29 protein-coding genes are annotated in these 26,922 nt (G+C 70.8%); 9 read left to right on the top strand and 20 right to left on the bottom strand.

Translation table 11 applies throughout. The features are described from left to right. Together ribD and AC1DXK_RS12605 are read left to right on the top strand one after the other, a co-directional pair. A partial coding sequence (gene ribD, locus AC1DXK_RS12610) for a bifunctional diaminohydroxyphosphoribosylaminopyrimidine deaminase/5-amino-6-(5-phosphoribosylamino)uracil reductase RibD (RefSeq protein ID WP_477297926.1) occupies nucleotides 1-903 on the top strand: 903 nt, incomplete at its 5' end. Nucleotides 904-906: 3 nt separating this feature from the next. Continuing rightward, nucleotides 907-1,530, top strand: coding sequence for a riboflavin synthase (locus AC1DXK_RS12605; RefSeq protein WP_457107097.1), 624 nt, complete (start codon nucleotides 907-909; stop codon nucleotides 1,528-1,530). A gap of 6 nt (nucleotides 1,531-1,536) precedes the next feature. On the opposite strand, the gene AC1DXK_RS12600 is transcribed toward AC1DXK_RS12605, so the two are convergent. From AC1DXK_RS12600 to AC1DXK_RS12545, 12 genes are all read right to left on the bottom strand, one after another. After that, on the bottom strand, nucleotides 1,537-1,965 hold the full coding sequence (locus AC1DXK_RS12600; RefSeq protein ID WP_457107096.1) for a PaaI family thioesterase: 429 nt from the start codon (nucleotides 1,963-1,965) through the stop codon (nucleotides 1,537-1,539). A gap of 203 nt (nucleotides 1,966-2,168) precedes the next feature. Then, the gene (locus tag AC1DXK_RS12595; RefSeq protein WP_457107095.1) at nucleotides 2,169-3,740 is read right to left on the bottom strand and encodes a SpoVR family protein; all 1,572 of its coding nucleotides are present in this window, start codon (nucleotides 3,738-3,740) and stop codon (nucleotides 2,169-2,171) included. Nucleotides 3,741-3,836: 96 nt separating this feature from the next. Continuing rightward, a complete protein-coding gene (locus AC1DXK_RS12590; RefSeq protein WP_457107094.1) occupies nucleotides 3,837-5,138 on the bottom strand; it encodes a YeaH/YhbH family protein in 1,302 nt (433 codons plus the stop codon). A 190-nt stretch (nucleotides 5,139-5,328) separates the two neighbouring features. Next, nucleotides 5,329-7,281, bottom strand: coding sequence for a PrkA family serine protein kinase (locus tag AC1DXK_RS12585; RefSeq protein ID WP_457107093.1), 1,953 nt, complete (start codon nucleotides 7,279-7,281; stop codon nucleotides 5,329-5,331). Between the two features lie 218 nt (nucleotides 7,282-7,499). Next, nucleotides 7,500-7,943, bottom strand: coding sequence for an Ig-like domain-containing protein (locus AC1DXK_RS12580; protein WP_457107092.1), 444 nt, complete (start codon nucleotides 7,941-7,943; stop codon nucleotides 7,500-7,502). Nucleotides 7,944-8,061: 118 nt separating this feature from the next. Continuing rightward, on the bottom strand, nucleotides 8,062-8,481 hold the full coding sequence (locus tag AC1DXK_RS12575) for a hypothetical protein (RefSeq protein ID WP_457107091.1): 420 nt from the start codon (nucleotides 8,479-8,481) through the stop codon (nucleotides 8,062-8,064). 76 nt (nucleotides 8,482-8,557) lie between these two features. Further along, nucleotides 8,558-9,052 carry a MerR family transcriptional regulator gene (locus tag AC1DXK_RS12570; protein ID WP_457107090.1) on the bottom strand — a complete coding sequence of 165 codons (495 nt, stop codon included), beginning with the start codon at nucleotides 9,050-9,052 and terminating at the stop codon, nucleotides 8,558-8,560. 112 nt (nucleotides 9,053-9,164) lie between these two features. After that, complete coding sequence (locus AC1DXK_RS12565; RefSeq protein WP_457107089.1) at nucleotides 9,165-9,485, bottom strand: integration host factor subunit alpha; 321 nt, start codon at nucleotides 9,483-9,485, stop codon at nucleotides 9,165-9,167. A gap of 167 nt (nucleotides 9,486-9,652) precedes the next feature. Then, complete coding sequence (locus AC1DXK_RS12560) at nucleotides 9,653-10,657, bottom strand: beta-ketoacyl-ACP synthase III (RefSeq protein ID WP_457107088.1); 1,005 nt, start codon at nucleotides 10,655-10,657, stop codon at nucleotides 9,653-9,655. Nucleotides 10,658-10,763: 106 nt separating this feature from the next. Continuing rightward, nucleotides 10,764-11,798 (bottom strand): phosphate acyltransferase PlsX, encoded by a 1,035-nt coding sequence (gene plsX, locus AC1DXK_RS12555; RefSeq protein WP_457107087.1) that lies wholly within the window; start codon nucleotides 11,796-11,798, stop codon nucleotides 10,764-10,766. A 135-nt stretch (nucleotides 11,799-11,933) separates the two neighbouring features. Continuing rightward, complete coding sequence (locus tag AC1DXK_RS12550; RefSeq protein ID WP_457107086.1) at nucleotides 11,934-12,449, bottom strand: YceD family protein; 516 nt, start codon at nucleotides 12,447-12,449, stop codon at nucleotides 11,934-11,936. After that, nucleotides 12,446-13,063: a ubiquinol-cytochrome C chaperone family protein gene (locus tag AC1DXK_RS12545; protein ID WP_457107085.1), complete on the bottom strand. Its 618-nt coding sequence runs from the start codon at nucleotides 13,061-13,063 to the stop codon at nucleotides 12,446-12,448. Before AC1DXK_RS12545 ends, AC1DXK_RS12550 begins: the two co-directional genes overlap by 4 nt. Nucleotides 13,064-13,218: 155 nt before the next feature. On the opposite strand from AC1DXK_RS12545, the gene AC1DXK_RS12540 reads away from it, so the two are divergent. Then, a complete protein-coding gene (locus AC1DXK_RS12540; protein WP_457107084.1) occupies nucleotides 13,219-13,716 on the top strand; it encodes an outer membrane protein assembly factor BamE in 498 nt (165 codons plus the stop codon). Here AC1DXK_RS12540 and AC1DXK_RS12535 read toward each other — a convergent pair. The 4 genes from AC1DXK_RS12535 to AC1DXK_RS12520 all read right to left on the bottom strand — a co-directional run bounded on the left by AC1DXK_RS12535 (nucleotide 13,653) and on the right by AC1DXK_RS12520 (nucleotide 19,852). Further along, nucleotides 13,653-14,402 carry an HAD hydrolase-like protein gene (locus AC1DXK_RS12535; protein ID WP_457107083.1) on the bottom strand — a complete coding sequence of 250 codons (750 nt, stop codon included), beginning with the start codon at nucleotides 14,400-14,402 and terminating at the stop codon, nucleotides 13,653-13,655. The genes AC1DXK_RS12540 and AC1DXK_RS12535 overlap by 64 nt on opposite strands. Nucleotide 14,403: 1 nt before the next feature. Continuing rightward, a complete protein-coding gene (locus tag AC1DXK_RS12530; protein WP_457107082.1) occupies nucleotides 14,404-16,317 on the bottom strand; it encodes a PAS domain S-box protein in 1,914 nt (637 codons plus the stop codon). 105 nt (nucleotides 16,318-16,422) lie between these two features. Continuing rightward, entirely contained in the window at nucleotides 16,423-17,514 is a 1,092-nt protein-coding gene (locus tag AC1DXK_RS12525; RefSeq protein WP_477297920.1) for an alkene reductase, read from the bottom strand. Between the two features lie 193 nt (nucleotides 17,515-17,707). After that, complete coding sequence (locus tag AC1DXK_RS12520; protein ID WP_457107080.1) at nucleotides 17,708-19,852, bottom strand: sodium-translocating pyrophosphatase; 2,145 nt, start codon at nucleotides 19,850-19,852, stop codon at nucleotides 17,708-17,710. Between the two features lie 341 nt (nucleotides 19,853-20,193). Between AC1DXK_RS12520 and AC1DXK_RS12515 the strand changes: the two genes are divergently transcribed. Next, entirely contained in the window at nucleotides 20,194-20,580 is a 387-nt protein-coding gene (locus AC1DXK_RS12515; RefSeq protein ID WP_457107079.1) for a hypothetical protein, read from the top strand. Here the strand turns inward: AC1DXK_RS12515 and thiL are convergent. From thiL to AC1DXK_RS12495, 4 genes are all read right to left on the bottom strand, one after another. After that, the gene (gene thiL, locus AC1DXK_RS12510) at nucleotides 20,500-21,495 is read right to left on the bottom strand and encodes a thiamine-phosphate kinase (RefSeq protein ID WP_477297917.1); all 996 of its coding nucleotides are present in this window, start codon (nucleotides 21,493-21,495) and stop codon (nucleotides 20,500-20,502) included. The genes AC1DXK_RS12515 and thiL overlap by 81 nt on opposite strands. Before the next feature lie 3 nt (nucleotides 21,496-21,498). Then, nucleotides 21,499-22,092 (bottom strand): transcription antitermination factor NusB, encoded by a 594-nt coding sequence (nusB, locus tag AC1DXK_RS12505; RefSeq protein WP_457107077.1) that lies wholly within the window; start codon nucleotides 22,090-22,092, stop codon nucleotides 21,499-21,501. Between the two features lie 11 nt (nucleotides 22,093-22,103). Then, the gene (ribH, locus tag AC1DXK_RS12500) at nucleotides 22,104-22,598 is read right to left on the bottom strand and encodes a 6,7-dimethyl-8-ribityllumazine synthase (RefSeq protein ID WP_457107076.1); all 495 of its coding nucleotides are present in this window, start codon (nucleotides 22,596-22,598) and stop codon (nucleotides 22,104-22,106) included. Nucleotides 22,599-22,888: 290 nt separating this feature from the next. Continuing rightward, on the bottom strand, nucleotides 22,889-23,470 hold the full coding sequence (locus AC1DXK_RS12495) for a carboxymuconolactone decarboxylase family protein (RefSeq protein WP_457107075.1): 582 nt from the start codon (nucleotides 23,468-23,470) through the stop codon (nucleotides 22,889-22,891). Between the two features lie 174 nt (nucleotides 23,471-23,644). Here AC1DXK_RS12495 and AC1DXK_RS12490 point away from each other — a divergent pair, with 174 nt between their 5' ends. From AC1DXK_RS12490 to AC1DXK_RS12470, 5 genes are all read left to right on the top strand, one after another. Next, nucleotides 23,645-24,367 (top strand): SDR family NAD(P)-dependent oxidoreductase, encoded by a 723-nt coding sequence (locus AC1DXK_RS12490; protein WP_457107122.1) that lies wholly within the window; start codon nucleotides 23,645-23,647, stop codon nucleotides 24,365-24,367. Further along, complete coding sequence (locus AC1DXK_RS12485) at nucleotides 24,364-25,521, top strand: hypothetical protein (protein ID WP_457107074.1); 1,158 nt, start codon at nucleotides 24,364-24,366, stop codon at nucleotides 25,519-25,521. The genes AC1DXK_RS12490 and AC1DXK_RS12485 overlap by 4 nt, the downstream gene beginning before the upstream one ends. Next, entirely contained in the window at nucleotides 25,518-26,030 is a 513-nt protein-coding gene (locus AC1DXK_RS12480) for an NUDIX hydrolase (RefSeq protein WP_457107073.1), read from the top strand. Before AC1DXK_RS12485 ends, AC1DXK_RS12480 begins: the two co-directional genes overlap by 4 nt. Beyond that, nucleotides 26,027-26,488 carry a TIGR02301 family protein gene (locus tag AC1DXK_RS12475; protein WP_457107072.1) on the top strand — a complete coding sequence of 154 codons (462 nt, stop codon included), beginning with the start codon at nucleotides 26,027-26,029 and terminating at the stop codon, nucleotides 26,486-26,488. The genes AC1DXK_RS12480 and AC1DXK_RS12475 overlap by 4 nt, the downstream gene beginning before the upstream one ends. 159 nt (nucleotides 26,489-26,647) lie before the next feature. Further along, nucleotides 26,648-26,902, top strand: coding sequence for a hypothetical protein (locus tag AC1DXK_RS12470; protein ID WP_331289477.1), 255 nt, complete (start codon nucleotides 26,648-26,650; stop codon nucleotides 26,900-26,902). Nucleotides 26,903-26,922 lie beyond the last annotated feature (20 nt).

Genomic DNA, 26,922 nt, shown 5'->3' with positions numbered 1-26,922 from the left:
ACCCTCTACGTCACCCTGGAGCCGTGCTCGCATCACGGTCGCACGCCGCCCTGCACCGATGCGATCCTGGCCGCCGGCATCGCCCGGGTGGTCAGCGCCCTGGAGGATCCGGATCCCCGAGTGGCGGGCCGCGGCCACGGCCTGCTGCGCCAGGGGGGCGTGGCGGTCGAGACCGGGCTGCTGCGGGACGAGGCGGCGCGCGACCATCTCGGCCACATCACGCGGGTGACGCTCGGCCGGCCGGCCCTGCATCTCAAGCTCGCCCGCACCCTGGACGGCTTCTGCGCGGCCGCCGGCCCCGAACGCCTGCGGATCACCGGGCCGGTGGCGGACGGGGCGGTCCATCTTTGGCGGGCGCACGCGGACGCGATCCTGGTCGGCATCGGCACGGCCCGGGCCGACGATCCGTCGCTGACCGTTCGGCTGCCCGGGCTCGCCGGGCGCTCGCCCCTGCGGATCGTCCTCGATACGCACCTGCGGCTCAGCCCCGCCAGCGTCCTCGCCCGGACCGCCCGGGACACCCCGACCCTGGTGCTGACCACCCGCGCGGCCCCCGCGCATGCGCGGCGCGCCCTTGAGGCGCTCGGCGTGGAGGTCGCAGCCGTCCCTGCCGACGGAGTGGACGGGATCGACCTGCCGGCAGCCCTGGCGCAGCTCGGTCGACGCGGCCTGACCCGCCTGTGCAGCGAGGGCGGCCCCCGCCTTGCGGAGGCGCTCGCGCGGGCCGATCTGATCGAGGCCTGCACGCTGGTCACGGGTCCGGCGGAACTGGGATCCGGGGGCGGCCTGCCGGCACTGGGACCCGCCCTATCCGCGGCGCTCGCGGGCGACGGGTTCCGGAAGGCCGAGTCGCTGCGGCTCGGCGCCGACACGGCGGTGACCTACGAACGGGACAGGACCTAAGCGATGTTCACGGGACTCGTCAGCGACGTCGGCACGGTGACCTCGGTCGCGGGCGACGGCGACCTGCGCCGGATCGCGATCCGCACCGCCTACGATCCGGCCACCATCGCCCTCGGCGCCTCGATCGCCTGCGCGGGCCCGTGCCTCACCGCCGTCTCGGTGGAGCCGGCCGCGGATGGGGGCTGCGTGTTCGCGGTGGACGCGGCCGCCGAGACCCTGGCGCGGACCACCGTCGGATCCTGGGCATCGGGCACGCGGATCAACCTCGAACGGTCCCTGAAGATCGGCGACGAACTCGGCGGCCACCTCGTCACCGGCCATGTCGATGGCCTCGCCGAGATCGTGGAGCGCACGCGCGTCACGGCGGGCGCCTGGGGGCCGAGCGAGCGCTTCACCGTGCGAGCACCGGCCGTCCTGGCGAAGTTCATCGCCGAGAAGGGTTCGGTCTGCCTCGACGGGACCTCGCTGACCGTGAACAGCGTCGCCGGCGACCTGTTCTCGGTCCTGCTGATCCCGCACACCCTCCAGGTCACCACCTGGGGCGAGCGGCGGGCGGGGGATCGCCTCAACCTGGAGGTCGATCTGATCGCCCGCTATGCCGCCCGGCTCACGGAGGCGCGGGCCTGACCATCCTCAACGCGGCGGGATCGAGTAGGTCCCGGTGGCGTGGCAGACGAGATCGGTGTCGCCGACGGCGGTGATGAGGACCTCGCCGACGGCGAGCCGACGGCCGAGCTTGAGCAGCCGGCATTCCGCCAGAAGATCCCCCGAGGCGGGCTTGCGCAGGAAGTTGAAGGTGAGGCTCGTAGTCACGGCGAGCGCCACGGGACCGATATTGGCGAGGATCGCCGCGTAGAGAGCGTAGTCGGCGAGGGCCATCATGGCCGGCCCCGAGACCGTCGCGCCGGGGCGCAGGAAGCGTTCGTGGGTCTCCAGCCGCATCCGCGCCGAGAGCGGACCGACCTCTTCGAGATGGTAGGCGCGCCCCCCCGCCTGCATCTGCGGGAATTCCCGATCGAGGAAGGCGGCGGTCTCGGCGAGGGTCAGGATTGTGGCGGTCATGCGTGTTCGCGATATGCGCGGAGGGGCGGGGCGACGGGGCTGATCCCACGCCACCCCCTCATCCTGAAGTGCCGGAACGCAGCGCAGGCCTCGAAGGAGCCTTCCAGCCGGCCGCGTGGTCCCTGGAGGCCTCCTTCGAGGCCCGCCGATGCGGGCACCTCAGGATGAGGGGATCGGGCTGGAAACCCATGTCACCAAGCGGCTCAGAAGAAGATCGGCCGGGCGCTCGCGGTGATCTCTCCGAGCACCGTGCCGGTGGCCGGCTCGATCTCCTTGAGCACCACGTCGTAGCCCCAGAGGTCGGCGAGATGCTGCAGCACGCGCTTGGCGTCGTCCGTCTGCAGGGTGATCCGGTTGATCGCCTTGTGGTGCAGGATCAGGCGGCGGTCGCCCTCCAGATCGACGTCCACCACCTCGATGTCGGGGTCGAGCCACGCCACGTCGTACTGACGCGCGAAGGCCCGGCGCAGCTTGCGGTAGCCGCGCTCGTCGTGGATCGCCTCCACCCGCAGCTCCGGCTCCTCCGGATCGTCGACCACGTGGAACAGGCGCATGTCGCGCATCAGCTTGGGCGAGAGGAATTGCTGGATGAAGCTCTCGTCGCGGTAGTTCTCCCAGCAATCGCGCAGGACCGCCATGGCGTCGCCGGTGCCGGCGATGTCGGGGAACCAGGCCCGGTCCTCGTCGGTCGGCTGCTCGGCGATGCGGGCGATGTCCTGCATCATCGCGAAGCCGATCGCGTACGGGTTGTGGCCGCCATAGGAACGGTCGTCGTAGTTCGGCTGCCGGATGACGTTGGTGTGGGATTGCAGGAATTCGAGGTAGGACGCCTCGGTGATCTGCCCGGATTCCGACAGGGCGTTCATGATCCGATAGTGGGAATAGGTGGCGCAGCCCTCGTTCATCACCTTGGTCTGGCGCTGCGGGTAGAAATACTGCGCCACGAGGCGGACGATGCGCAGGATCTCCCGCTGCCACGGGCGAAGCCTGGGCGCGACCTTCTCCAGGAAATAAAGAATGTTCTCCTGCGGCAGTTCGAGCAGGGCCTTGCGCCGTTCCGCCGCCACGTCCGGCCGCACGGTGCCGATTTTCTGCGGCAGGGTCCGCCAGAGATCGTTGTAGATCTGCTCGCCGTGCTCGATCCGCTCGCGCTCGCGCCGCTGCTCCGAGGCGAGATCCGGCCGCTTCTTGCGCGGGTAGCGGTGGACGCCCTGGCTCATCAGCGCGTGGGCGGCGTCGAGCACCTGCTCCACCGCCTGGTGGCCGTAGCGCTCCTCGCAGCGGGCGATGAACCCCTTGGCGAAGTCGAGATAGTCGAGGATGCCCTCGGCATCCGTCCATTGCCGGAACAGGTAGTTGTTCTTGAAGAAGTGGTTATGGCCGAAGGCGGCGTGCGCGATGACGAGCGTCTGCATCGTCGCCGTGTTCTCCTCCATCACGTAGGAGATGCACGGGTCGGAATTGATGACGATCTCGTAGGCGAGGCCCATCAGACCGCGGCGGTAGCCGGCCTCGTGCTGGGCGAAGTGCTTCCCGAAGGACCAGTGCTTGTAGAACAGCGGCATGCCGATCGACGCGTAGGCGTCGAGCATCTGTTCGGCCGTGATGATCTCGATCTGGTTCGGGTACCAGGACAGGCCGAGCTGCGGCCCGGCGATCGCCTCGCAGGCGTCGTGGATGCGCCGGATCGTGTCGAAATCCCAGTCGTTGCCGGTGAACAGGGGTTTCTGGCTGCCGGAGATGATCTGGGGCGTGCGTGCCTTGACGAGCGTCATGCGGCCTCCCGATCGATCGGATTGTATCGCGTCTGTGCGCGGGACGAGAACGTCCGCCCCCGCGCTGCGGAGGCGGGAGACGCGGCGCGGGTCATCTCAAGCCTCCGCCTCGGCACGGCCTTCCTTGCGACCGAACAGCTCGCGGAAGACCGGGTAGATCTCCCGCCGGTGGTTGACCTTGCGCATGGCGATCGGCCCGCCCGCCTTGGCGATAGACTCGTAGGTCCGCCAAAGAGTGGTGCGGTGCTCCACGAAGCCCGCGCGGGGGCCGTTCTCGTCGCCGACCTCGAGATAGGCGAAGTGCTGGCAGGCCGGCAGGATGTGCGACCGCAGCAGCTCCGTCGAGGTCGGGCCGTCGGAGGAGACGTTGTCCCCGTCCGAGGCCTGGGCGGCGTAGATGTTCCAGTCGTTCGGGTCGTAGCGCTCGGCGATGATGCGCTTCATCTCCACCAGCGCCGACGAGACCAGGGTGCCGCCGGTCTCGCGGGAGCCGAAGAAGGTCTCCTCGTCGACCTCGGTGGCCCGGTCGGTGTGGCGGATGAACACGATCTCGACGTGGCGGTAGCGGCGCGTCAGGAAGATATGGAGCAGAATGTAGAACCGCTTGGCGAGGTCCTTCATGTGCTCGGTCATCGAGCCGGACACGTCCATCAGGCAAAACATGACCGCCTGGGCGATCGGCCGCGGATAGGGCTCGAAGCGGCGGAAGCGCAGATCGATCGGGTCGACATAGGGGATGCGCTTCGACCGCTCCCTCAGCCGGAACAGCGCCTGCTCCAGATCCGCCCGCTCCGGGTCGCCCTCCGGCAGGGCGTCGAGCCGCGTCTCCAGGGCCGCGACGTCCTCGGGCTTCGGGCGCTTTAGGGCGATCCGGCGCGACATCGAGTTGCGCAGGGTGCGGGTGAGGGCGAGGTTCGCCGGCGAGCCGGTGACCGTGTAGCCGGCCCGGCGCAGCCCTTCCGTCTCCACGATGGCGAGGCGCCGCTTGGCGAGATCCGGCAGTTCCAGATCCTCCAGGAACAGCTCCAGGAACTCCTCGCGGGTGAGCACGAAGCGGAAGGCGTCCTCGCTGTTCTCGCCGCCCTCCCCGCCCTCGCCGGAGCCGCGCCCACCGCCGCCGCCGGGCGGCCGCTCGATCGTGTCGCCCTCCACGTAGGTCTTGTTGCCGGGCAGGATGTGGTCCTGCAGGCCGGTCCCGGGCTGGCGGGAGAAGCGGGGCTCGCGCACGCCGTCCGCCGGCACGGTCACCCGGCCATCCTTGCCGAGATCCTTGATGTCCTTCTCGCGGGCGGACTCGCGCACGGCGCGCTGGGCCACGTCCTTCACGCGGCGCAGGAAGCGCTGACGGTTCGGGAGGCTCTTGCCGCCCGGGTTCAGACGTCGGTCGACGATGTGCATCCGCTGCGAAAACCCTCGTCCGCGTGTTCCGGCCGGGTCCGGACCCTGATCGTACCATGCTGCCGGCGGAGGAATGGATCCCTCTTTCGAAGCTGGCCTGAGATCTTCACCGGCCGGTCGTCCGAAACTGTGGCGGCGGAAGGTCGAACCCTGGCCCGGCCGGATTGGACCCGGCCGGGCGCCCCGCGCCTCAGCCGGCCTGCTTCACCCGCATGTACCATTCCACCAGGCGGCGGACCTGCCGCTCGGTGTAGCCGCGCGCCACCATGCGCTCGACGAACTCGCCGTGCTTCTTCTCGGTCTCGCCGTCCTTCTTGGAGCCGAAGGAGATCACCGGCAGCAGCTCCTCCACCTGGGAGAACATCCGCCGCTCGATCACCTCGCGCAGCTTCTCGTAGGAGGTCCAGCTCGGGTTGCGGCCGCCATGCTGGGCGCGGGAGCGCAGGGCGAACTTGACCACCTCGTTGCGGAAGTCCTTCGGGTTGGCGATCCCGGCGGGCTTCTCGATCTTGGTAAGTTCCTGATTCAGCAGCTCGCGGTTGAGGAGCTGGCCGGTCTCGGCATCCTTGAAGTCCTGGTCCTCGATCCAGGCGTCGGCGTAGTCGATGTACCGGTCGAACAGGTTCTGCCCGTAATCGTGGTACGATTCGAGATAGGCCTTCTGGATCTCATGGCCGATGAACTCCGCGTAGCGCGGGGCGAGCTCGGTCTTGATGAATTCCAGGTACTTCTTCTCGGTCTCGGGCGGGAGCTGCTCCCGGCGCAGGGACTGCTCCAGCACGTACATCAGGTGCACCGGATCAGCCGAGACCTCGGTGGTGTCGTGGTTGAAGGTCGCGGCCAGCACCTTGAAGGCGAAGCGGGTGGAGATCCCGTCCATGCCCTCGTCGACGCCGGCCGTGTCCTTGTACTCCTGCATCGAGCGGGCGCGGGGATCGACCTCGCGCAGGGACTCGCCGTCGTAGACCCGCATCTTCGAGAAGACGTTGGAATTGGCGTGCTCCCGCAGGCGCGACAGCACCGAGAAGCGGGCCAGCATCTCCAGCGTGCCGGGCGCGCAGGACGCGTCCGACAGTTCCGAGCCGGAGATCAACTTCTCGTAGATGTGCTGCTCCTCGGTGACGCGCAGGCAGTACGGGACCTTGATCACGTAGATCCGGTCGATGAACGCCTCGTTGTTCTTGTTGGTCTTGAAGGTCTGCCACTCGGACTCGTTCGAGTGGGCCAGGATCACGCCGGTGAAGGGGATCGCGCCGATATTCTCGGTGCCGACGTAGTTGCCCTCCTGCGTCGCGGTGAGCAGGGGGTGCAGCATCTTGATCGGCGCCTTGAACATCTCGACGAATTCGAGGATGCCCTGGTTCGCCCGGTTCAGGCCGCCCGAATACGAATAGGCGTCGGGATCGGCCTGGGACAGGGTCTCGAGGCGGCGGATGTCGACCTTGCCGACCAGTGAGGAGATGTCCTGGTTGTTCTCGTCGCCCGGCTCGGTCTTGGCGATGGCGATCTGGCGCAGGCGCGAGGGCCGGACCTTGATCACCTTGAAGCGCGAGATGTCGCCGTTGAACTCGTCGAGGCGCTTCAGCGCCCAGGGGCTCATCAGGCCGGTGAGGCGCCGGCGCGGGACGCCGTAGCGCTTCTGGATCTCCTCGCCCATCGTCTCGGGGTCGAACAGGCCCAGCGGGCTCTCGAAGACCGGCGAGACCTCGTCCCCGGCCTTGAGGACGTAGACGGGGTGAACCTCCATCAGGAGCTTCAGCCGCTCGGCGAGGGACGACTTGCCGCCGCCCACCGGGCCGAGGAGGTAGAGGATCTGCTTGCGCTCCTCCAGGCCCTGTGCCGCGTGGCGGAAGAACGAGACGATCCGCTCGATCGTCTCTTCCATCCCGTAGAACTCGCGGAAGGCCGGGTAGGTCCGGATCGTCCGGTTCATGAAGATCCGGCCGAGGCGCGAATCCTTGGCGGTATCCACGAATTCCGGTTCGCCGATCGCCGCGAGGATCCGCTCGGCGGCCGAGGCGTACATCAGGGGCTCGTCGCGGCAGGCTTCGAGATACTCGGAGAGCGTCATCTCCGTGTCGCGGCGGGCCTCGTACCCTCGGGCGAAGCTCTGGAAAAGGTCGTTCGTCGCATGCATCGGCATTCGATAACCCTCTCAGACCGTGACAGCTTCATCCTGTCTCGGCTTGGATGCAACCGACAGGCCCGCTTTTGTCGCAGTGCGGCGAGCGCGGCGCCCGGCATGTCGATTGCTTGCAACACTCGCGGGGGCTGACGGCGGCACGGACGAGATTCCGCGCCGCTGCCGAACGGCTGTACGGCGCCCAGAACTGGGCAGTCGTCACGGAAGCCGGCCCCGGCTCACAAATCCGTTCCCTCCTTCTTGCTGTCATCTCCGGATTTGGCGCCGACCGCCCCGACCGTGATCTTGACGGTCTGCGTCTGGACTTGGCCGTCCGAACCCTTGACCTCGAAGGTGACTTCGTCCGAACCGGTGAACCCGCTGTTGGGCTGGTAGAACAGCGCCTGGACCGCGGCCTCCTTGTTGGGGCAGCGGTAGCCTGCCGGCGTCTTCAGCTTGCCGACCTTGGTGATCACCGAGCCGTTCTTCGGCGGACCGGAGACCTTGAACTCGGGCATCGGGCCAGGAGAACAATCCTTCTTGAGATTGGGCGCGATCTCGAGCCGGACGGTCTTGCCGGGCGCCACCGTCTTGGTCCGGCTGGCGGGCGTCTGGGCGGATGCCGGTCCGGCCAGGGCCAGGTTCCCTGCGAGCAGCACGGCGAGCGGTCGAAGGGCGATCATGGCAGCGTCTCTCCAGTGCCGACCTGGACCTGTCCCCGGAAACGCCTCCGGATGTCCGTTCATCGGTGGAGACCATGTGGGGACGCCCCGGACGGGCGTCGAGAGCCCGCGCCGGAGCTTATTCCTGCAGCGCCGCCGCGACGATTCCCGTGACGCGGGCGATCTGCATGTCGTCGAACTCGCCGGCCAAAGCGGCGGCGAGTCGCGACTCGACCCGCGCGCGCTCCCCGGCATCGGCGATCGGAGCGGAGGGAATCTCGGTCTCGGCGAGGCGGCAGACCCGGCGGATCGTCTCTGCGGCCGCGAGCAGCTTCGCGCGGTCCGTGGGTCCCATCTCCCAGAGCGGATTGCGCAGGCGGCTGATGACGCGCTTCGCATCGCGGTAATCCCGGTCGACGCCGGTGGCCGCCTCGATCTGGCTGACGAGGAACATCAGTTCCAAGACCTCGGCCGCGGCGTCCGGACATGTGCGGACGATCCGCATGATGCGGGCCATCAGCTCCTGGCTGGGTGTCAGCTTGGATTTGGGCGCGGCCATGCGGGCGACAACGCGAGTTGCCGCCGGAAAGTTCGCTTGTCGCGTGTAGGATCGCCGTCGAGGATCGGCCCCGACCTCAAGCCTCGCCGTCGGGCACCGCGCGCAGACCGTCGAGCAGGGCTCGGCAGGTCCGCAGTTCCTCCAGGACACCCGCCAGGGCCGTCCGGTCCGAGGCCTCCAGCGACCCCTGGGGTGCGCCGACATCCGGCGCAACCTCCTGGATCAGCGGCTCGGCGGCCACCGCCTCGCCGCGGCCGACCGCCTGCACGAAGCGGACGCCGTTCTCCTTGAGGACCCGCTGGGCTCCCGCGATCGTGTAGCGCTGGACGTGCAGGAGATGGCGGATGCCGGCCACGAGCTCGATGTCCTGGGGCCGGTAGTAGCGCCGTCCGCCGGCCCGCTTGACGGGGCGGATCTGGCCGAAGCGGGTCTCCCAGAACCGCAGCACGTGCTGGGGCACGTCGAGTTCCTCGGCCACCTCGCTGATCGTGCGGAACGCGTGGGCGCTCTTCTCGCCGGGGCCGGCGTTCTGTTCGTCGGTCCGGTCGGCGGCGAGGAGGGCTGCGGGCATGACGGTCTTGCGGATCGGATCGGGGCGGCACGATCTTGCCGCTCCGCGGCGTCCCACTCAAGCCTCGCCGGCCGCGACGCACGGAATTCGCCGGCGGATCGGCGGGGACGCGTCAGTCGTCGTCGTGCGCGCCCGCGCCGTTGAGGCCGTTGATCTTGGCCTTGAGCACGTTCGAGGGCTTGAACACCATCACCTGCCGCGGTTCGATCGCCACCTCGACCCCGGTCTTGGGATTGCGGCCGACGCGCTTGCCCTTGCTGCGCACGACGAAGGAGCCGAACGAGGACAGCTTCACCGTCTCGCCGTTCTCCAGGCAGGCACAGATCTCCGACAGCACGGTCTCGACGAGGGCGGCCGACTCGGTCCGCGACAGGCCCACCTGGTGGTAGACGGCCTCGCTCAAGTCGGCGCGCGTCACCGTCTTGCCTGCCATACCGTGTCCCCTCGCCCGCACCGCACGCCCCATGGCGTCGGGCACGGCGATCACGGCCGCACCGAACGCTGAAGTCGTATCTCTATGATCCGGCACGCTAATCGGCGCTCGGTCCCCGGTCAACCGCGGCGGGACAGCGAATTGTTTCGGGCGCGCCGCCCGAGGCCTCACCAACGGATGAGCGCCGCGCCCCAGCTGAAGCCGCCGCCGATCGCCTCGATCATCACGAGGTCGCCCGCCCGGATGCGACCGTCCCGCCGCGCCACGTCGAGGGCCAGGGGAATCGAGGCGGCCGAGGTGTTGCCGTGGCGGTCCACCGTCAGCACGATCTTCTCCCGGGCGATCCCGAGCTTGTCGGCCGAGGCCTCGATGATCCGGCGGTTGGCCTGGTGGGGCACGAACCAGTCGAGGTCCGCCACCGTCAGCCCCGCCTGCGCGAGGGCCTCGACGATCACGTCGGTGACCTGCCCGACGGCGAACCGGAACACGTCGCGGCCCTCCATGCGCAGATGGCCGGTGGTGCCCGTGGAACCCGGGCCGCCGTCGACGTAGAGCTTCTCCCGGTGGCGCCCGTCGGACCGCAGGCTCGTGCTGAGGACGCCGCGAGCCCCCGCCTCCTGCGCCTCCAGAACGATGGCGCCGGCCCCGTCGCCGAACAGGACGCAGGTGGTGCGGTCCTCCCAGTCGACGATCCGCGAGAAGGTCTCGGCGCCGATCACCAGCGCCCGGCGGGCCGCCCCGGTGGTCAGGAACTTGTCGGCGGTCGAGACCGCGAACACGAACCCGGCGCAGACCGCCTGCAGATCGAAGGCTGCCCCCTGGTGGATGCCCAGCGCCGCCTGGATCTGGGTGGACGTCGCCGGGAAGGTGTGGTCCGGCGTCGAGGTGGCGCAGATCACGAGGTCGATGTCGTCCGCGGTCAGGCCGGCATCGTCCAGGGCCGCCCGGGCCGCGCGAGTTCCGAGGACCGAGGTGGTCTCGTCCGCGGCCGCGATGTGCCGCTGGCGGATCCCGGTCCGCTGGACGATCCAGGCGTCGGAGGTGTCCACCTGCGCGGCGAGATCGGCGTTCGTCACCACCCGCCCGGGCAGGCTCGATCCGGTCCCGACCACCACCGAGCGCAGAGCGGGAGCGCGCCGGTGATGCGCGGGGTCTATGGGGAGGGTTGCCATCTGTGTCCTTCCCGGACGACGCCGGCTTCACAATCGTCAGTTGTGAAACGGCAGCCCCCCGATTTCCATCCCATCCGCCGACGGATGCTAAGGCCGAGACCGGCCGTCAGGCCGGCGCCAGGGCCGCGGTCTGGTCGAGCATCTCGCGGATCGTGCGGATCATGTCGTGGCGCGCCATGTCGTGCGCCAGATCGATCGCCGCGGCGAAGCCCTGGGCATTCTCGGAGCCGTGGCTCTTGATGACGATGCCCTCGAGGCCGAGGAACACCCCGCCGTTGGCCCGGCTCGGGTTCATCTTGTCCTTCAGCGCCTTGAAGGCCTGCCGCGCGAACAGGGCGCCAATCTTGGCGGCCAGCGTCCGAGTCATGGCCGCGCGGAGATACGTGCCGATCTGCTTGGCGGTGCCCTCGGCGGTCTTGAGGGCGATGTTGCCGGTGAACCCCTCGGTCACCACCACGTCGACCGTGCCGCGGCCGAGATCCGTGCCCTCGACGAAGCCGTGATAGGCGAGACCCGGGCTCTCCATCTCGCGCAGGATCCGGGCAGCCTCCTTGACCGCCTCGTTGCCCTTCATCTCCTCGGTGCCGACGTTGAGCAGGCCGACCGTGGGCCGCTGGAGGTCGAACACGATCCGGGCCATGGCCGAGCCCATCACGGCCATCTCGACGAGGTGCTCCGCATCCGTGCCGATGGTGGCGCCGACGTCGAGCACGACGCTCTCGCCGCGCACGGTCGGCCACAGGCAGGCGATGGCCGGGCGCTCGATGCCCGACATGGTCTTCAGGCAGATCTTCGACATCGCCATCAGGGCGCCGGTGTTCCCGGCCGACACGCAGGCATCGGCCTGTCCGTCCCGGACCGCTTGGATCGCCTGCCACATGGACGACTTGCCCCGGCCCTGGCGCACGGCTTGGCTCGGCTTGTCGTCCATGGCCACGGCCACGCTGGTGTGGCGGATCTCGACGCAATCCTTGAGGCGGGGCTCCTTCGCGATGAGGGGCGCGATCACCGCCTCGTCGCCGAACATCAGGAAGGTGGTGCCGGGATGGCGCTCCCGGGCCAGGGCTGCGCCGGGCACGACCGTGGAAGGCCCGTGGTCGCCGCCCATGGCGTCGAGCGAGATGCACACGCGTTGGGACATGTCGGTAGCGGGTCGCGGGTCTCGGCGGGGGACAAGGCGGGAAAGGCCCCGCCGGGCGCGGCGGACCATAGCGATACCGGCCCGTCGGGCAAATGAAATCGGGCGGCGCGGGGTTCCGGCCGGCCGCCGACGACTTCAGCCTTCGCCGTCGCGGAGCTTGCGCAGGCCTGCGAGGGGGCCGGCATCGTCACCCGCCGCCACCGGCTCGAAGGTGATGCCGGGCTTGCGCGGATAGGGATCGAGGCCCAGCGCCAGGAACTCGGCGGTGAGCGCGCCGAAATCGATGCGGCCGCCCACCAGAGGATCGGGGATGTCGGCGTCCTCGGCATCGGTGCCGGCAAGCCGGTCCGTGTCGGTGAACACCACCTCGACGGGCTCGCGGACGGGTGCCTCGAAGGGCTCGAGGCTCACGGTGCAGACCTGCGTGACCTGCGCCTCCACGGTGCCGGTGACGACGAGGCGGCTGGTCGGCCCCTCGATCGCGAACCGGCCGACCAGGTCGCGGATGCCGGGAATGACGAACTCGGCCGCGAGCGCCGCGCACTCGGCGGGGCTCGCCTCCACGGTGACGGCGCCGCGCCCCTGGGGCAGGCGCTCGACATTGACCCATCGTGCGAGCGGAAAGCCGTCCTGGCTGCCGACCCGAGTCATGCGCGTCCTCCGTCTCCGGCTTGCACCGATCCTTCGATCGAACCTTGGGCGAACTCTTGAGCCGATTCTCGAGCCGGTCGCGGCGCGAACCCGTCCGGTTCCGGGAAGGGCGGCCCGGCCCCCAGCAGCGCGTCGAGGTCGGCCCCGGCGAGGGCCGCGTCCGCGGCCTGCACGTAGGCGGCGAGACCGCCGCCGTCACCCGTGTCGCCCAGGACGTTGCGGACGAGCACGGCGCGCAGGGCGGCCCCGTCGCCGGCCTCGAGCGCCGCGTCGTAGCCCTCGGCGCGCCCGTAGAAGGCGGCCCCGAGCTTCTTCATCCGCTTGGACACGCCCATGTCGCCGACACCCAGCTCGCGCAGGGAGGCGTCGAGCTGGGTGAAGACGGAATTCACGAGATCCTGCGCCACCTCGGCGGCCGGCGCCGGCAGCCGGTTCAGCCGACGCAGAACGAGGATGGCGTGCAGGCACAGGGCCTCGAACCGGCCCTCCACGGTGTCGGGCACGCCGAGGCGCGTGTAGAGGGCTGGCCGGCGCGCGGCCATGCTCAGGGCCACGTGGAGCCCCTCGACGGCACGGCGCCGCGCGTTCGCGCGCTGGAACAAGCCGGCGATCATCGATGCCATCCCCCGGCCACCTGTGGCCAAGCTTGCCTTGTCAAAGCCATAACCCCGCGGTACGGCAACCCACGCCCAGGGCGCAAGCGCCGTCGGAGTCCCGAGCCGGCAGCGACGGTTGTGCCCCGTCCGTCAACACGCTCTCTGGGGGCCCGATGCGGCGCCGTCTCGTCCAGTCTTTCGCGCGCCTCGCCGTCATCGGCCTCGCGGGAGCCGGCCTGTCCGGCTGCATCGGTGAGGAGCTGCGCCACGGCTACCAAGTCGATCAGGCCGCGCTCGCCACGATCAAGCCCGGCATGAGCCCCGAGCAGGTGCTCCAGATCCTCGGCACGCCGTCGACGGTGTCCACGGTGGGCAACAAGTCCTGGTACTACATCTCGCAGAACACCCGCCGGACGATCATGTTCCTGGGCGAGCAAGTCGAGGACCAGAAGGTCACGGCAGTCTACTTCACCCCCGGCTTCAAGGTGGAGCGCGTGGCGCTCTACGGGCTCCAGGACGGGCGGATCTTCGACTTCATCGAGCGCACCACGCCGACGAGCGGCGCCGACCGCGCCTTCCTTAGCCAGCTGTTCCGCGGCCTGACCCGTTACGAGCCGTTCGGCAGCGGCAAAGGCACCAGCGTCGTACCGGGCGCGAACCGCGGCATGTGATCGGCCTCGCCCGCCACGAGGCGGGCGATCTCCGCCGGGTCCGAGAACAGGTGCTCGGGGCCGAGGTCGGCCAGCGCCTGCGGGTCGGTATAGCCCCAGGCCACGGCCCCGAACGGACAGCCCAGAGCCTGCGCGGCCTCGAGGTCGCGGATCTCGTCGCCGATGCAGAGAGCCCGGCCCGGCGGCACGCCGGTGCGCGCGAGCAGCCGGCGCAGCCGGCGCGCCTTCCCGAAGATCGACGCCCCGCAGGCATAGCTGCCGATACGAGCGGCATTGTCCGGCCCGAGCACCCGCCGGACCGTGTCGGCGCGGTTCGACGACAGGATCGCCAGGGGTACGCCCGCGTCCGCGATCCCGGCCAGCATCGCCGGGACGCCAGGAAACAGAGCGATCTGCGCGGCGTCGCGTGCGGCCAGCGCATGCATGTGGCGGGCGATGAGCGGCAGCTTCCAGCGCGGGATGCCGAGATGGGCGACGATCGCCCGGGCGCCCTGCCGCCGCAAATCCTCGACCTCGTGGGCCTCGACCGGGCGGAAGCGATAGCGGTCGGCGACGCCGTTCAGAACCGAGCAGAACCACCCGAAGCTGTCGGCGAGGGTCCCGTCGAAATCGAGGACGACGAGACGCGGCCCGGGCACGGCCGATGGACGGGCCAAGTCGGGCCGGGCCAAGTCGGGCCGGACCATGTCAGGTCCGCAGGTTCTCGAGCGGGACGCTGAGCCGCATCAGGAGACCGCCGGGCGCCCAGTCGTGCTCCAGCTCGCCGTCGAGCTGGCCGGCGACGCTGCGTTCGGCCAGCACGGTGCCGAACCCCTTCCGGGAGGGCGCGCCGGCGACCGGAGGGCCGCCGGCCTCGCGCCACGTCAGCGTGTAGCGGCCCGCCTCGCGGAAGCCGCTCAGCAGGACCTCGCCCTCCCGTGTCGAGAGACCGCCATACTTCACCGCGTTGGTGGCCTGCTCGTGCATGATCAGCGCGAGGGCGGTGGCGGTGCGCTCGCCGATCTCGGCATCGTCCCCGGTGATCAGCACGCGCGCCCGCCCGTTCTGCTCGTAGGCGGCCATGATCAGGCGCATCAGCCCGAGCACCGATTGGCCGGCGACCGGCGGGGCGCTGTCGGGGGAATGGGGACGGACATACTCGTGAGCCCGCGCCAGGGCGCCCAGCCGCTCGCGGAACGCGGCCACGAACGGCTTGGCCGTGGGATCGCTCCGGGCGGTCAGCGCGGCGAGGCCGCCGACCACCGCGAAGATGTTCTTGATCCGGTGCGACAGCTCGCGGATCAGCAGATCGCGGGCCTCTTCGGCGCGCTTGGTCTCCCGCAGGTCGCGGGTCACGGTGGCGTAGCCCACCTCCGTTCCGGTCGGGTCGCGCACCGGGAAGATGTTGTAGAGCACCGCGACCGGGTCGCCGGTGACGCAGTGCCGGAAGGCGAGCTCGCCCTCCCAGTAACCGTCCCGGCGCACCGCCGGCATGACGGTCTCGGCGAGCACGCGGCGGCTGTCCTCGGTGAAGAGGTCGGGAACCGTCCGCGCGCGCGCGGCGGCGAGGTCCGGCAGCCCGACGAGGGTCATCGCCGCCTCGTTGAGATGCGTGATCTCACCGTCGAGGGTGCAGAGCCCGATGAAGTCCTTGGAGGTCTCCACGATGGCGGCGAGCTTGCGGGCCTCGGCCTCGGCGCGCTTCAGGTCGTCGATATCCGTGCAGGTCCCGAACCAGCGCTCGATCCGCCCGTCCGCGTCCCGGATCGGCATGGCGCGACCCAGCGTCCAGCGATAAGCACCGCTGTGGTGACGCAGGCGGTACTCGATCTCGTAGGGGGCGCCGGTGGCGAGGCAGTGGCGCCAGCGCGCCCAGGCCCGCTCCTGGTCCTCGGGATGGAACACGTCGTTCCAGCCCTCGCCGTCGGTGGACCCGTACGGCACACCGGTGAACTCGTACCAGCGATCGTTGTAATAGTCGTGGAAGCCGTCCGGCAGCGTCGTCCAGACCATCTGCGGCATCGCTTCGGTCATCACACGGAACCGGCGCTCGCTGGCGGCGATCTCCGCCTCCCGGGCCGCGACCTGCGCGAGGGTCCTCCGGTGCTCCAGCAGGCTCGAAATCTGGCGCGCCAGGGCGAGCAGCGTGGCCGTCTGCTCCGAATCGAGACCATCCGGCCGCGGAGCATGGTCGAGCACGCAGAGGGCACCGAGGGGGATGCCCTGGCCGCCCCGGATCACCGCGCCGGCGTAGAACCGGAACCCCTCGGGCCCGATCACCAGCGGATTCTCGGCGGTCCGCGGATCGGCCGTGAGATCCGGGATGACGAGCATCGCGCCCGCCTCGATCGTGTGGGCGCAGACCGAGCAGTTGATCGGCAGTTCGCGCTTGCCCAATCCGAGTTCCGACTTGAACCACTGCCGCTGGGCATCCACGAGGCTGACCAGCGCGACCGGCGCGCGGCAGACGTAGGCGGCGACCCGCACGAGGTCGTCGTAGAGCGGCTCGGGCTCCGAATCGAGGATCGCGAGGTCGCGCAATTCCGCGATCCGCTCCGCGGCGCTCCAGCGCCCGTCGGCCGGTTCGGAGTCCGCGAGCGCGTGGGGTGCCGGCACATCCATGGTTCGGCTGTCACATAGTCGCGCTGGAGCGTCCTGCCTAGGGATGGCCGCGCATGGCCGCCGCGCCCATCCGTGGCGCGCGGCGGCCGGTGGTGACGGCCGGTCTCAGGCGGCCCGAGACTCCGTCAGGGTCGGGTAGTCGACGTAACCCTCAGGACCCTGGCTGTACCACGTGGCGGCGTTGTCCTTGTTGAGGGGCGCGCCCTTGGCGATCCGCTCGACGAGGTCGGGATTGGCGATGAAGGTCCGTCCGAACGCGATGGCATCGGCCTCGCCGGCATCCAGCATCTTCTGGCCGCTGATACCGTCGTAATCGGCGTTCAGGATCATCGGGTTGCGGAACACGCGCCGCATCGCCGGGGCGATCGGCGGGTGGTCGGCCTTGCCGAAAGTGCCGTTCGGTCCCGGCTCGCGCATTTCCAGGAAGGCGACGCCGACATCGGCGAGGGCCTGGGCGGCGGCCACGAACAGCGGCTCGGGGTTCGAATCGTTGCAGCCCTGGATCGCGCCGTTCGGCGACAGGCGAACGCCGGTGCGCTCGGGTCCGGCGACCTTCGCAACAGTCTCGGTGACCTCGCGCAGCAGCCGCACGCGGTTCTCGATGGAGCCGCCGTACTGGTCGGTGCGGTGGTTGGTGCCGTCGCGCAGGAACTCGTCGATCAGGTAGCCGTTCGCCGCGTGGATCTGCACCCCGTCGAAGCCGGCCGCCAGGGCGTTGGCGGTCGCGCGCTCGTAGTCGGCGAGCAGGCGCGGGATCTCGGCGACCGCGAGGGGGCGCGCCTCCGCGTAGGGCTTCTTGCCGGAATAGGTGTGGGCCTGGTCGGGCGCCGTGGTGGCAGACGCCGCGACCGGCTTCGCGCCGCCGAGGAAGTCCGGATGGACCAGTTGGCCCATGTGCCAGATCTGGCAGACGATCTTGCCGCCCTTGTCGTGGACCGCCTTCACGATCGGCCGCCACGCGTCGACCTGCGCGTCGGACCAGATGCCTGGTGCGTAGGGCCAGCCGAGGCCCTCCTGAGAGATGCCGGTGGCCTCGGTGAGGATCAGGCCGGCGCCGGCGCGCTGGGTGTAATACTCAGCCATGATGGGGGTCGGCACGTGCTCGCGGGTGCCGCGGCCCCGGGTGAGCGGGGCCATGAAGATCCGGTTCTTCGCCTCGATGGCGCCGAGACGGATCGGGTCGAGCAGGGACGGCATGGATTACCTCGTGCTGGCGCGGCGGGGGGAGCCGCATCCGGTTCGTTCCGGCGCCGAGGTGGCGTTGCGACGCGGCGATGCCAAGGTGCGGCGCAGCGGGCCAGACCGGCGCGTGCGGGGGCACACATGGCGAAACGCGAAGGGCCGGCCCCGCTGGGAGACCGGCCCTGTCGGTCGAGTTCGGTCTCCCGGATCAGCTATGCGCCAGCACCGCCAGCAGCAGCAGGGCGATGATGTTGGTGATCTTGATCGCCGGATTCACCGCCGGACCGGCGGTGTCCTTGTAGGGGTCGCCGACCGTGTCGCCGGTCACGGCCGCCTTGTGGGCGTCCGAGCCCTTGCCGCCGTGGTGCCCGTCCTCGATGTACTTCTTGGCGTTGTCCCAGGCGCCGCCGCCGGAGGTCATCGAGATCGCCACGTAGAGGCCCGTCAGGATCACGCCGAGCAGGCTCGCGCCCACGGTGGCGAAGGCCTGGTTCTTCCCGGCGATGAACTGGATCACGAAGAACAGCACCACCGGCGACAGGACCGGCAACAGCGAGGGGACGATCATCTCCTTGATCGCCGCGCGGGTCAGCATGTCGACCGCCCGTCCGTAATCCGGCCGGTCGGTGCCCTGCATGATCCCGGGCTTCTCCCGGAACTGGCGTCGCACCTCCTCGACCACCGCGCCGGCCGCGCGCCCCACCGCCGTCATGGCGATGCCGGCGAACAGGAACGGGATCAGGCCGCCGAGCAGCAGCCCGACCACCACGTAGGGGTTGGACAGGGAGAAATCGACGCTGACGCCCTGGAAGAACCGGTATTGGGTCGGGCTGGCATTGGCGATGAAGTAGTTCAGGTCGGACGTGTAGGCGGCAAACAGCACCAGCGCGCCGAGGCCCGCCGAGCCGATCGCGTAGCCCTTGGTCACCGCCTTGGTGGTGTTGCCGACCGCGTCGAGGGCGTCGGTCGACTTGCGCACCTCGGAGGGCAGGCCCGCCATCTCGGCGATGCCGCCGGCATTGTCGGTGACGGGTCCGAAGGCGTCGAGCGCCACGATGAAGCCCGCCAGCGCCAGCATGGCGGTGACGGCGATGGCGATTCCGAACAGGCCGGCGAGCGCGTAGGTGCTGATGATGCCCGCCACGATCACGATGGCCGGGAGCGCGGTCGATTCCAGCGAGATCGCGAGTCCCTGGATCACGTTGGTGCCGTGGCCGGTCACCGAGGCGTCGGCGATCGACTTCACCGGGCGGAAATTGGTGCCCGTGTAGTACTCGGTGATCACGACGATCAGCGCCGTGATGGCGAGCCCGATCACCGCGCAGCCGAACAGCCCGCCCGACGTGAAGGTCACGCCGGTCGAGGTGGTGAAGCTCGTCGAGAAGCCGCCGAGCAGGGTCAGGTTGACCGCCGCGATCGCCGCGATCGACAGCACGCCGGCGGCGATCAGGCCCTTGTAGAGGGCGCCCATGATCGACTGGTTGGCGCCCAGCCGCACCGCGTAGGTGCCGGCGATGGAGGTGAGGATGCAGGCCGACCCGATGGCCAGCGGGTACAGCATCATCGGCTCCAACACGTCCCGTCCGCTCCCGGTGGGACCGGAGAAGAAGATCGCGGCCAGCACCATCGTGGCAACGACCGTCACCGCGTAGGTCTCAAACAGGTCGGCCGCCATGCCGGCGCAGTCGCCGACATTGTCGCCGACGTTGTCGGCGATGGTGGCGGGGTTGCGCGGATCGTCCTCCGGGATGCCGGCCTCGACCTTGCCGACGAGGTCGCCGCCGACATCCGCGCCCTTGGTGAAGATGCCGCCGCCGAGACGGGCGAAGATCGAGATCAGCGAGGCACCGAAGCCGAGGGCCACGAGCGCGTCGATCACCTCGCGGCTCGAGGGATCGAGATGGGCGCCGCGGGTGAGGAACAGGTAGTAGAGGGCCACGCCCAGCAGCGCGAGGCCGGCCACCAGCATGCCGGTGACCGCCCCCGATTTGAAGGCGACGTCGAGGCCGCCGCCCAGCGAGGTCGAGGCGGCCTGGGCTGTGCGGACGTTGGCCCGGACCGACACGTTCATGCCGATGAAGCCCGCCGCGCCCGACAGCACGGCGCCGATCAGGAAGCCGACGGCGACCTTGAGGCCGAGGAACACGGCGAGCAGCACGAACAGGACCACGCCGACGATGCCGATGGTCGTGTATTGCCGCCGGAGGTAGGCCTGCGCGCCCTCCGCGATGGCGGCGGCGATCTCCTGCATGCGTTGCGTACCGGCGTCGCGTCGCATCACGTCGAGGATCGTGACGATGCCGTAGGCGACGGCGCAGAGCCCGCCCACGTTGATCAGAACCAAGGGAATCATTCGACCGTCCTTGTTATTATCGTGCCTGGCGTGGGCTTGTGATTGTCGAGCTTGACCGCCGGACGACGGCCATGGGACGCGGCGCTCGGTTTCGGGCTTTCCTTCCCAGAACAAGACCTTGATAGCCAAACTTCGCCGGTGAGCGCAAACGGCGTGTTCGGGTTCGGGGCGGCCGTCGTTCCGGACACGGCAGCGCCCGCTCGCGGCAATCGTGCACTATGATGCATTTAACCGGACCCGGTAGCGCCGGCCCGGTCGCCCCACCGGGCGCCGCCGACGGCTTAACCAGCCATTAACCATGAGGAATTCTATTTTTAGCTGTACTCGGACGGAGTCTCGTCATGAGCAGCAACCAAGCCGCCAAGGTGGCGGCCACCCTTGAGCTCTTGACCGGCGCCGTCGGATTCCTGATGGCCGAGCGCGTCGCGGCGCAGCCGGCGGCCATCCGGGACGACCTGCTGAACGGCCTGCAGTGCGCCTTGTCCCAGACGCCCGGCGACCGGCGCAATCCGCCGGCCGGCTCGGCACGGATGGACGCCGACCGGAACCGCGGGATCCCGGTCGTCGCCGCCGGGATGATCGACGAGGTCCGGCGCCAGATCGGCCTTCCGGGAAGCTCCGCCTTACGGTGCGGGCGGCGCCACGCCTCAGAAGTGGCTGAAGGCCCCGGCCGCGAACACGCGCTCGGCGCCATCGCGCATTTCGAAGCGCGGCGGGCCGTCGCCTGAAGTGATGGTGCCGATGGCGGCGACGGCGATCCCGGCCTCGGCCGCCTCCGTCGCGAAGACCGCGAGGTTTTCCGGGGCGACGGTGCAGAGGATCTCGTAATCGTCGCCGCCGGTCAGGACGGTGTCGATCAGCGCGGGATCGGCCGCGCAGGCGCGCCGGGCGGCCTCCGAGAGCGGCACCGACGCCGCCGTGATCCGGGCGCCGCGGCCCGCACCCAGCATCTTGGCGAGGTCGCCCGCGAGGCCGTCGGAGACGTCCATCGCCGCCGAGGCGTGGCGACGGACCGCGCCCGCAACGGCGAGGCGCGGGCGCGGATGCAGGTAGCGGTCGGCGAGCAGGGCACGCTGGGCCGGATCGAGGCCGGCGACCCAGGGGGAGTCCGGCCCCAGCCGCAGCCGCAAGCCCAGCGCCGCGTCGCCGATGGTGCCAGTGACGCAGATCCGGTCGCCGACCCGGGCGGTGGTCCGCCGCACGATGGCGCCGGTCGGCACCTCGCCGATCAGGGTCACGCCGATCAGGGCCGGACCGCCGGACCGCACCGTGTCGCCGCCGAGGAGCGGGCAGCCGGCGGCCGCTGCGGCCTCGCCGAGCCCGGYCGCGAAGCCGGCGAGCCAGGCCTCCGTCCAGTCGTCGGGGAGCGCGAGGGTCAGCAGGAATCCTCGCGGGACCGCGCCCTTGGCGGCGATGTCGGAGAGGTTCACGCCGAGGGCCTTGCGGGCGATCGAGGCCGGCGGGTCGTCGGGGAAGTAGTGGATCCCGGCCACCACGGCGTCGGCGGTGAGCACGAGGTCGTGGCCCGGCGCGGGCGTCAGGGTGGCGGCGTCGTCGCGGAGCCCGTCGGCGCCCGGCCCGGCGAGCGGCGCGAAGTAGCGGGCGATCAGCCCCTCCTCGGAGGCGCGGCCCGGCCCGGCCACGGCTCAGGCCTTCTTGGCAGGGGGATTCGCGGGGCCGGACTTGCCGGACAGCGGCTTCGAGGAGCCCGGCTTGCCGGAGGTCTTGGCGGCCCCGACCTCGCCCGGCCGGACCTCCCGGGCGAGCCGGTCGAGCACGGCGTTGACGAGCCCCGGCTCGTCGGCCGTGTAGAAGCTGTGGGCCACGTCGACATATTCCGAGATCGCCGCGGCGACCGGGACGTCGCGGCGGAACATCAGCTCGTAGGCGCCCGCCCGCAGGATCGCCCGCAGGACGATCTCGATGCGCCGCAGCGGCCAGCCCTGGGCGAGGGCCTGATCGAGCTTCGTGTCGATCGCCCGCTGCTCCTCGACCGTACCGCGCAGCAGGTCGCGGAAGAAGGCGGTCTCGGCCGGGGGATGGACGATCCCGTCGATCTCCCGGCCGATCCAGAAGGCCTCGAACTCGGCAAGGGCGTCGAGGACGCCCTTGCCGGAAATGTCCATCTCGTAGAGCGCCTGCACAACGGCGAGGCGGGCGCCGGTGCGCGGGCTGATCTTGGCGGTCGCGCCGGCGGGCTCGGTGGCGGCTTCGGGCTGGGGGTCGGTGGTCCCGGTCATCTGGATATCCGTCATCGCGGGCGGGCGGACTCGGCGGACCGCTTCAGGGCGAGCACGGCGAGCGCCGCCTCGGCCGCGCCGCCGCCCTTGTTCATCTCGGCGACCCGGGCACGGGCGAGCGCCTGCGCCTCGGTCTCGACCGTGAGGATGCCGTTGCCCAGGGGCACGCGGCGCTGCACCGACAGGTCCATGAGCGCCCGGGCGCTCTCGCCGGCCACGATGTCGTAATGGCCGGTCTCGCCGCGGATCACGCAGCCCAGGGCCACCACGGCGTCGTAGGAGCCCGCGTCGAGCAGGATCGCCGCCGCGGCGGGGATCTCCAGGGCGCCCGGCACCGTCACCACGGTGGCCCGCGCGGAGGCCGCCTCGATCGCCGCCAGGGCGCCGGCGAGGAGTTCGTCGGCGAGGGCGTCGTAGTAGCGCGCCTCGATGACGAGGATCCGGGCGCCGGCCAACGCCGGGTCGGTGGGCTTGGGCGCCGAATCGGCGCGGGTATGGGCGACCATGGCTCTCGTCCGGCCGGGTATTCGGGGGTTGGCAGGCGGCGCATCGGGCGCCCGCTTCGGGGAGGACGGTTAGACCGAAGCGGCCGGCGCCACAAGCGGCGCGGGCGTGCGGTTCAAGGGGGGCCGCCCCGCGTCGCGTGCCGTGCCGGGTTCCGGATCGCCGTCGGCCGGCGCCGCCCGCCTCCCGGACAGGGCGTCGTGTCACCGACATTCCCTGTCCCGGGATCGCGCGCCAACGGGTGCCTGGCCGGGGGCCGGCGCGGGAGGCGGTCCGGGCGCTTCGCGAAAACCTACCGCACCAACGGCGGCAGCGGCGACGGTGTCCCCTCCGGCAGGGCCGTGCGGGCGACGTTCATGGTCATGGCGAGCAGCGCGTAGTAGCCGTTGATGCCGGCGAGATCGATGGCCCCCTGCTCCCCGAATCGCGCCACCAGGGCCGCATAGGTCGGGTCGCTCACAGCCCGGTTGTGCGTCAGCTCGGTCGAGAACGCGTAGGCCAGCGCCTCGTTGGCGCTCATCGTGTCGGGGCGGCGCCCCTCGGCCAGCGCCTGCGCGGTTTCGGGCGCGACGCCGGCCTTCAGGGCGATCGGGTGATGGATGTGCCACTCGACCGGCTGGCTCCACGCCCGCGCGACGATGAGGATCGCGAACTCGCTGATCCGCAGCGGCAGGACGCTGCCGTAGCGCAGGTAGAGCCCCATCCGGCTCGCGCAGAGCATCAGCTCCGGGCTGCGCAGCAGCGGCACGAACGGTCCGAAGACCGGAACGCCGCGCTCGGCCTGGAAGGCCGCCGCGGCCGCGGCCTGCGCCTCGGAAAGGCTGTCGGCCGGAATTTCCGGCATGCGCTCCGCGCTGGCCTGCTCACCGCCCATGTGTTTCCACTCCCCAGCGTCGTCCCCGGCACGCGGCGTGCTCTGGATTTCCGGTGCCCGTGCGCCTAGACCGTTGTGGCTCACCGGCACGCTCCGCGCCCGACCGGGCCGCACTTTCCAACGCCAGCGAGGCTTACGGCTTTGGCCCTCCCCGTCAACGAACGCCGGCGCATCATGCTGCTCACGGGCGCGAGCCGGGGCATCGGTCACGCCACCGTCAAGCGCTTCTCGGCCGCGGGCTGGCGGGTGATCACCTGCTCGCGCCACGCCTTCCCGGAGAACTGTCCCTGGGAAATGGGTCCCGAGGACCACCTGCAGGTCGATCTCGCGGACGCGCAGGACACGATCCGCGCCGTCGAGGAGGTCCGGGGCCGGCTCGCCGCCGAGGGCGGGGTCCTGCACGCGCTCGTCAACAATGCCGGCATCTCGCCGAAGGGACCGGACGGCGAGCGCCTCGGCGCCCTGGCCACGGAGTTCGACGCGTGGCAGCGGGTGTTCCAGGTCAACCTCTTCGCCACGATCCTTCTGGCCCGCGGCCTGCGCGACGAGCTCGCCCGGGCCAAGGGCTCGATCGTCAACGTGACCTCGATCGCGGGATCGCGCGTCCACCCCTTCGCGGGCGCCGCCTACGGCACCTCCAAGGCCGCCCTCGCCGGCCTGACCCGCGAGATGGCCGCCGATTTCGGGCCGCTGGGCGTGCGGGTGAACGCGATCTCCCCCGGCGAGATCGACACCTCCATCCTGTCGCCGGGCACCGAGAAGCTCGTGGAGCAGATCCCGCAGCGCCGGCTCGGCACCCCGGACGAGGTCGCCAAGGCGATCTACTTCCTGTGCACCGACGCCTCGTCCTACGTGAACGGGGCCGAACTCCACATCAACGGCGGCCAGCACGTTTGACCAGACCGCGTGCCGCCTCGGTCGCGACGGCCACGGCCCGGCATCCGGTGCCGGACCGGCGCCGTCTCGGGATCCTGCTGGGCTTGGTGCTGTGCTTGGCACCGGTGGCGCACGCGCGGGCGGAGCCCGGGATCCGGATCCTCGACCTGCCCTTCAAGGTGCGGGCGCTGCGCGGCTCCCGCAGCGAGGCTGCGGTCTCGGTGGCGACCTCCGGGCTCCTGCCGATCACAGGCGCGAAGATCGGTCGGCAGGCCGGCGACGAGGAGAGCGCGCCGATCGCCGTGGTCTGGGGCGACGAGGGCGGTGCCGTGCTGGCCCTCGCGGAGGGCCGCGTCACCGTCCGGCCGATCGGGCCGGAGGCGGTGGAGGGACTGACCGCGGCCGAGACGCCCCGCGGCGCCCTGCCGGGCTCGCGCCGGGCTCTCTCAGGCCCCTTGAGCGCCTATCTCACCGGGCGCACCCGCGCCCCCGACGGCGGCGCGGCCGCGGCCGTCCTGACCATCCGCGAGCGCCAGCCGATGGCGGTCAGCACCGATCCGAAGCCCGTCCCGGTAACGACCGTGACGGTGCCGGCGGGAGGCGAGGCGGTCTTCGCGCCCCTGCGGCCGCGCCTGCTGCGCCTCGCGGGTCGTCCGGCGCTCCTGGCGGCCACGCTGTCCGGTACGGAGGCCGGCGGCCTCGTGCTGATCGACCGGCCCACGGACGATCCCGGCACGCCCTGGTCGGTCACGGCCCGCACGCCGCCCCAGCCCGGCCCACCCCTGAAGATCGCGGGCATCGCCGATTTCTCCGGGTCGGGAGACCTCCAGGCCGCGACGGTCAGCGGCCGCGGCAGACTGCAACTCTGGACGCTGCACCCCGACAGGATCGAGCCTGCCGGCGAGGCCGCAGGCTACGCCGCCGGCGAGGGCGACTCGGATCTCGCCGTCGCGGTCGCCTGGGGCGGCCCCGAACTCGTGCTCCCGGTGGCGGGTCGCCCCGAGATCGCCGTCGTGGCGGCCAAGGGCGGCCTGCACGAGCGGTTGCGCGTGACGCTCCCGGCCCCCGCCGAGACCGGCATCGTGGTGCTCGGCGAGGGCGCGACGGAACGGCTCCTCGTCGGCCTCGCCGACGGGCGGGTGGCCGTGGTCGCCCCCGATGGGGGCACGCCGTGACCGCGGCGGCGTCGGACGCCGACGGCCGCCTGTTCCCGGCCCGGCCCTTCGTGGGTGCATCGATCGCGGTGATCCGGGACGACTGCGTCCTGCTGGCGGCGCGGGCCAACGAGCCGATGCGCGGCGTCTGGACGCTGCCGGGCGGTCTCGTGGAGGCGGGCGAGTCCTTGGCCGCGGCGGCCCTGCGCGAATTGTCCGAGGAGGTCGGCCTGACCGCCGACGTGGTCGGCGTGCTCGCACCCACCGAGATCATCGTCCGGGACGAGGCCGGCCGCGCCCGTCATCACTACGTCGTCCACCCGCATGCCGCCCTCTGGCACGGCGGCGAGCCCGTGGCCGGCCCCGAGGCCCTCGGAACCCGATGGGCCACGCTGGCGGAGGTCGCCGTCCTTCCGACCACGCCCGGACTGGTCGAAACCCTGCGCGAGGCCTTCGCGCGGGTGGAGGCGCACGGGGCGGCACGGGGAGAGGATCGCGTGCCCATGCGGGGCGGGGAGGCGACGGCGTGAGGCGCCCGGGGACGGTCCTGTGCCTGCTGGCGATCCTGTCCGGGCCGGTCTGCGCGCCGGCCCTGGCGCAGCAGCGGTCGGGGCGCGCCGCCACGCCCGCCGCCAAGGAAACGCCGAAGGAAACCTCCAAGGAGGCGAACACCGCCGCGGACGTGCCCGCGCCCTACGATCGCGACCTGATGCGCATGTCGGAGATCATCGGAGCCCTGGCCTTCCTGCGCGGCCTGTGCGGCGCCCCCGATGCCGCGGACTGGCCGGCCCGCATGAAGGCGCTGATCGAATCCGAGGGCGTGACGCCCGTCCGCCGCGACCGTCTGGCCGGCGCCTACAACCGCGGCTATCGCGGCTACGCGCTGACCTATCGGGTCTGCACCCCGGCCGCCCACGAGGCGGCCGCCCGGTACGTCGCCGAGGGCGACCGGCTGTCGCATGCCCTGGCCGGCCGTTTCGGAGGGTGATGCAGGCGCGACACACCTGTCGGGGATGCCGGGGAAGCGTCGTATTTGAGCGCCCGCGTTAACCGATCCGAAATTCCCGGCTGGCCGAGGCGCCGGGACCCGCCTATCATCCGTTGTGTCCGCCGGGTCTTGTGCCCGGCGCAATGGAAGTATCGGGCCATGCAGCACATCTCTCACACCGCCCCCGTCGAGGTCGATGTCGAGGAGAAACGCGTCGCGCTGAGTTACGTCTCGGAAGCGTTCGCGGAAGGCTGCCTCGATGGACTTGACGGTGACTGCATGGCCCAGGCCGCCCTGTTCGCGGCTTTTCAGGAACTCGTGACCACGTACGGTGAGGAAGCGACGGCCCGTTACGCGGAAGGATTCCCGGAGCGCATCCGCGGGGGCGCCTTCACCACGACCCTCCAGCATTGAGCGCGTGAACGCGGACGGTT

The sequence above is a fragment of the Methylobacterium sp. P3_A11 genome (assembly GCF_056403155.1).
This window is presented reverse-complemented; position numbering and strand designations above follow the sequence as displayed.

Bases quoted from the DNA above. Each gene is read 5' to 3' on its own strand.
- AC1DXK_RS12545 (WP_457107085.1), bottom strand. From the start codon at position 13,063: ATGATCGCCGGCTTGTTCCAGCGCGCGAACGCGCGGCGCCGTGCCGTC.
- AC1DXK_RS12605 (WP_457107097.1), top strand. From the start codon at position 907: ATGTTCACGGGACTCGTCAGCGACGTCGGCACGGTGACCTCGGTCGCG.
- AC1DXK_RS12530 (WP_457107082.1), bottom strand. From the start codon at position 16,317: ATGGATGTGCCGGCACCCCACGCGCTCGCGGACTCCGAACCGGCCGAC.
- AC1DXK_RS12560 (WP_457107088.1), bottom strand. From the start codon at position 10,657: ATGGCAACCCTCCCCATAGACCCCGCGCATCACCGGCGCGCTCCCGCT.
- AC1DXK_RS12515 (WP_457107079.1), top strand. From the start codon at position 20,194: ATGAGCAGCAACCAAGCCGCCAAGGTGGCGGCCACCCTTGAGCTCTTG.
- nusB (WP_457107077.1), bottom strand. From the start codon at position 22,092: ATGACCGGGACCACCGACCCCCAGCCCGAAGCCGCCACCGAGCCCGCC.
- AC1DXK_RS12590 (WP_457107094.1), bottom strand. From the start codon at position 5,138: ATGCACATCGTCGACCGACGTCTGAACCCGGGCGGCAAGAGCCTCCCG.
- AC1DXK_RS12550 (WP_457107086.1), bottom strand. From the start codon at position 12,449: ATGACTCGGGTCGGCAGCCAGGACGGCTTTCCGCTCGCACGATGGGTC.
- AC1DXK_RS12585 (WP_457107093.1), bottom strand. From the start codon at position 7,281: ATGCCGATGCATGCGACGAACGACCTTTTCCAGAGCTTCGCCCGAGGG.
- AC1DXK_RS12580 (WP_457107092.1), bottom strand. From the start codon at position 7,943: ATGATCGCCCTTCGACCGCTCGCCGTGCTGCTCGCAGGGAACCTGGCC.
- AC1DXK_RS12570 (WP_457107090.1), bottom strand. From the start codon at position 9,052: ATGCCCGCAGCCCTCCTCGCCGCCGACCGGACCGACGAACAGAACGCC.
- ribH (WP_457107076.1), bottom strand. From the start codon at position 22,598: ATGGTCGCCCATACCCGCGCCGATTCGGCGCCCAAGCCCACCGACCCG.
- AC1DXK_RS12595 (WP_457107095.1), bottom strand. From the start codon at position 3,740: ATGACGCTCGTCAAGGCACGCACGCCCCAGATCATCTCCGGCAGCCAG.
- AC1DXK_RS12490 (WP_457107122.1), top strand. From the start codon at position 23,645: ATGCTGCTCACGGGCGCGAGCCGGGGCATCGGTCACGCCACCGTCAAG.
- AC1DXK_RS12565 (WP_457107089.1), bottom strand. From the start codon at position 9,485: ATGGCAGGCAAGACGGTGACGCGCGCCGACTTGAGCGAGGCCGTCTAC.
- AC1DXK_RS12575 (WP_457107091.1), bottom strand. From the start codon at position 8,481: ATGGCCGCGCCCAAATCCAAGCTGACACCCAGCCAGGAGCTGATGGCC.
- AC1DXK_RS12495 (WP_457107075.1), bottom strand. From the start codon at position 23,470: ATGGGCGGTGAGCAGGCCAGCGCGGAGCGCATGCCGGAAATTCCGGCC.
- AC1DXK_RS12535 (WP_457107083.1), bottom strand. From the start codon at position 14,402: ATGGTCCGGCCCGACTTGGCCCGGCCCGACTTGGCCCGTCCATCGGCC.
- AC1DXK_RS12540 (WP_457107084.1), top strand. From the start codon at position 13,219: ATGCGGCGCCGTCTCGTCCAGTCTTTCGCGCGCCTCGCCGTCATCGGC.
- AC1DXK_RS12525 (WP_477297920.1), bottom strand. From the start codon at position 17,514: ATGCCGTCCCTGCTCGACCCGATCCGTCTCGGCGCCATCGAGGCGAAG.
- AC1DXK_RS12600 (WP_457107096.1), bottom strand. From the start codon at position 1,965: ATGACCGCCACAATCCTGACCCTCGCCGAGACCGCCGCCTTCCTCGAT.
- plsX (WP_457107087.1), bottom strand. From the start codon at position 11,798: ATGTCCCAACGCGTGTGCATCTCGCTCGACGCCATGGGCGGCGACCAC.
- AC1DXK_RS12520 (WP_457107080.1), bottom strand. From the start codon at position 19,852: ATGATTCCCTTGGTTCTGATCAACGTGGGCGGGCTCTGCGCCGTCGCC.
- AC1DXK_RS12470 (WP_331289477.1), top strand. From the start codon at position 26,648: ATGCAGCACATCTCTCACACCGCCCCCGTCGAGGTCGATGTCGAGGAG.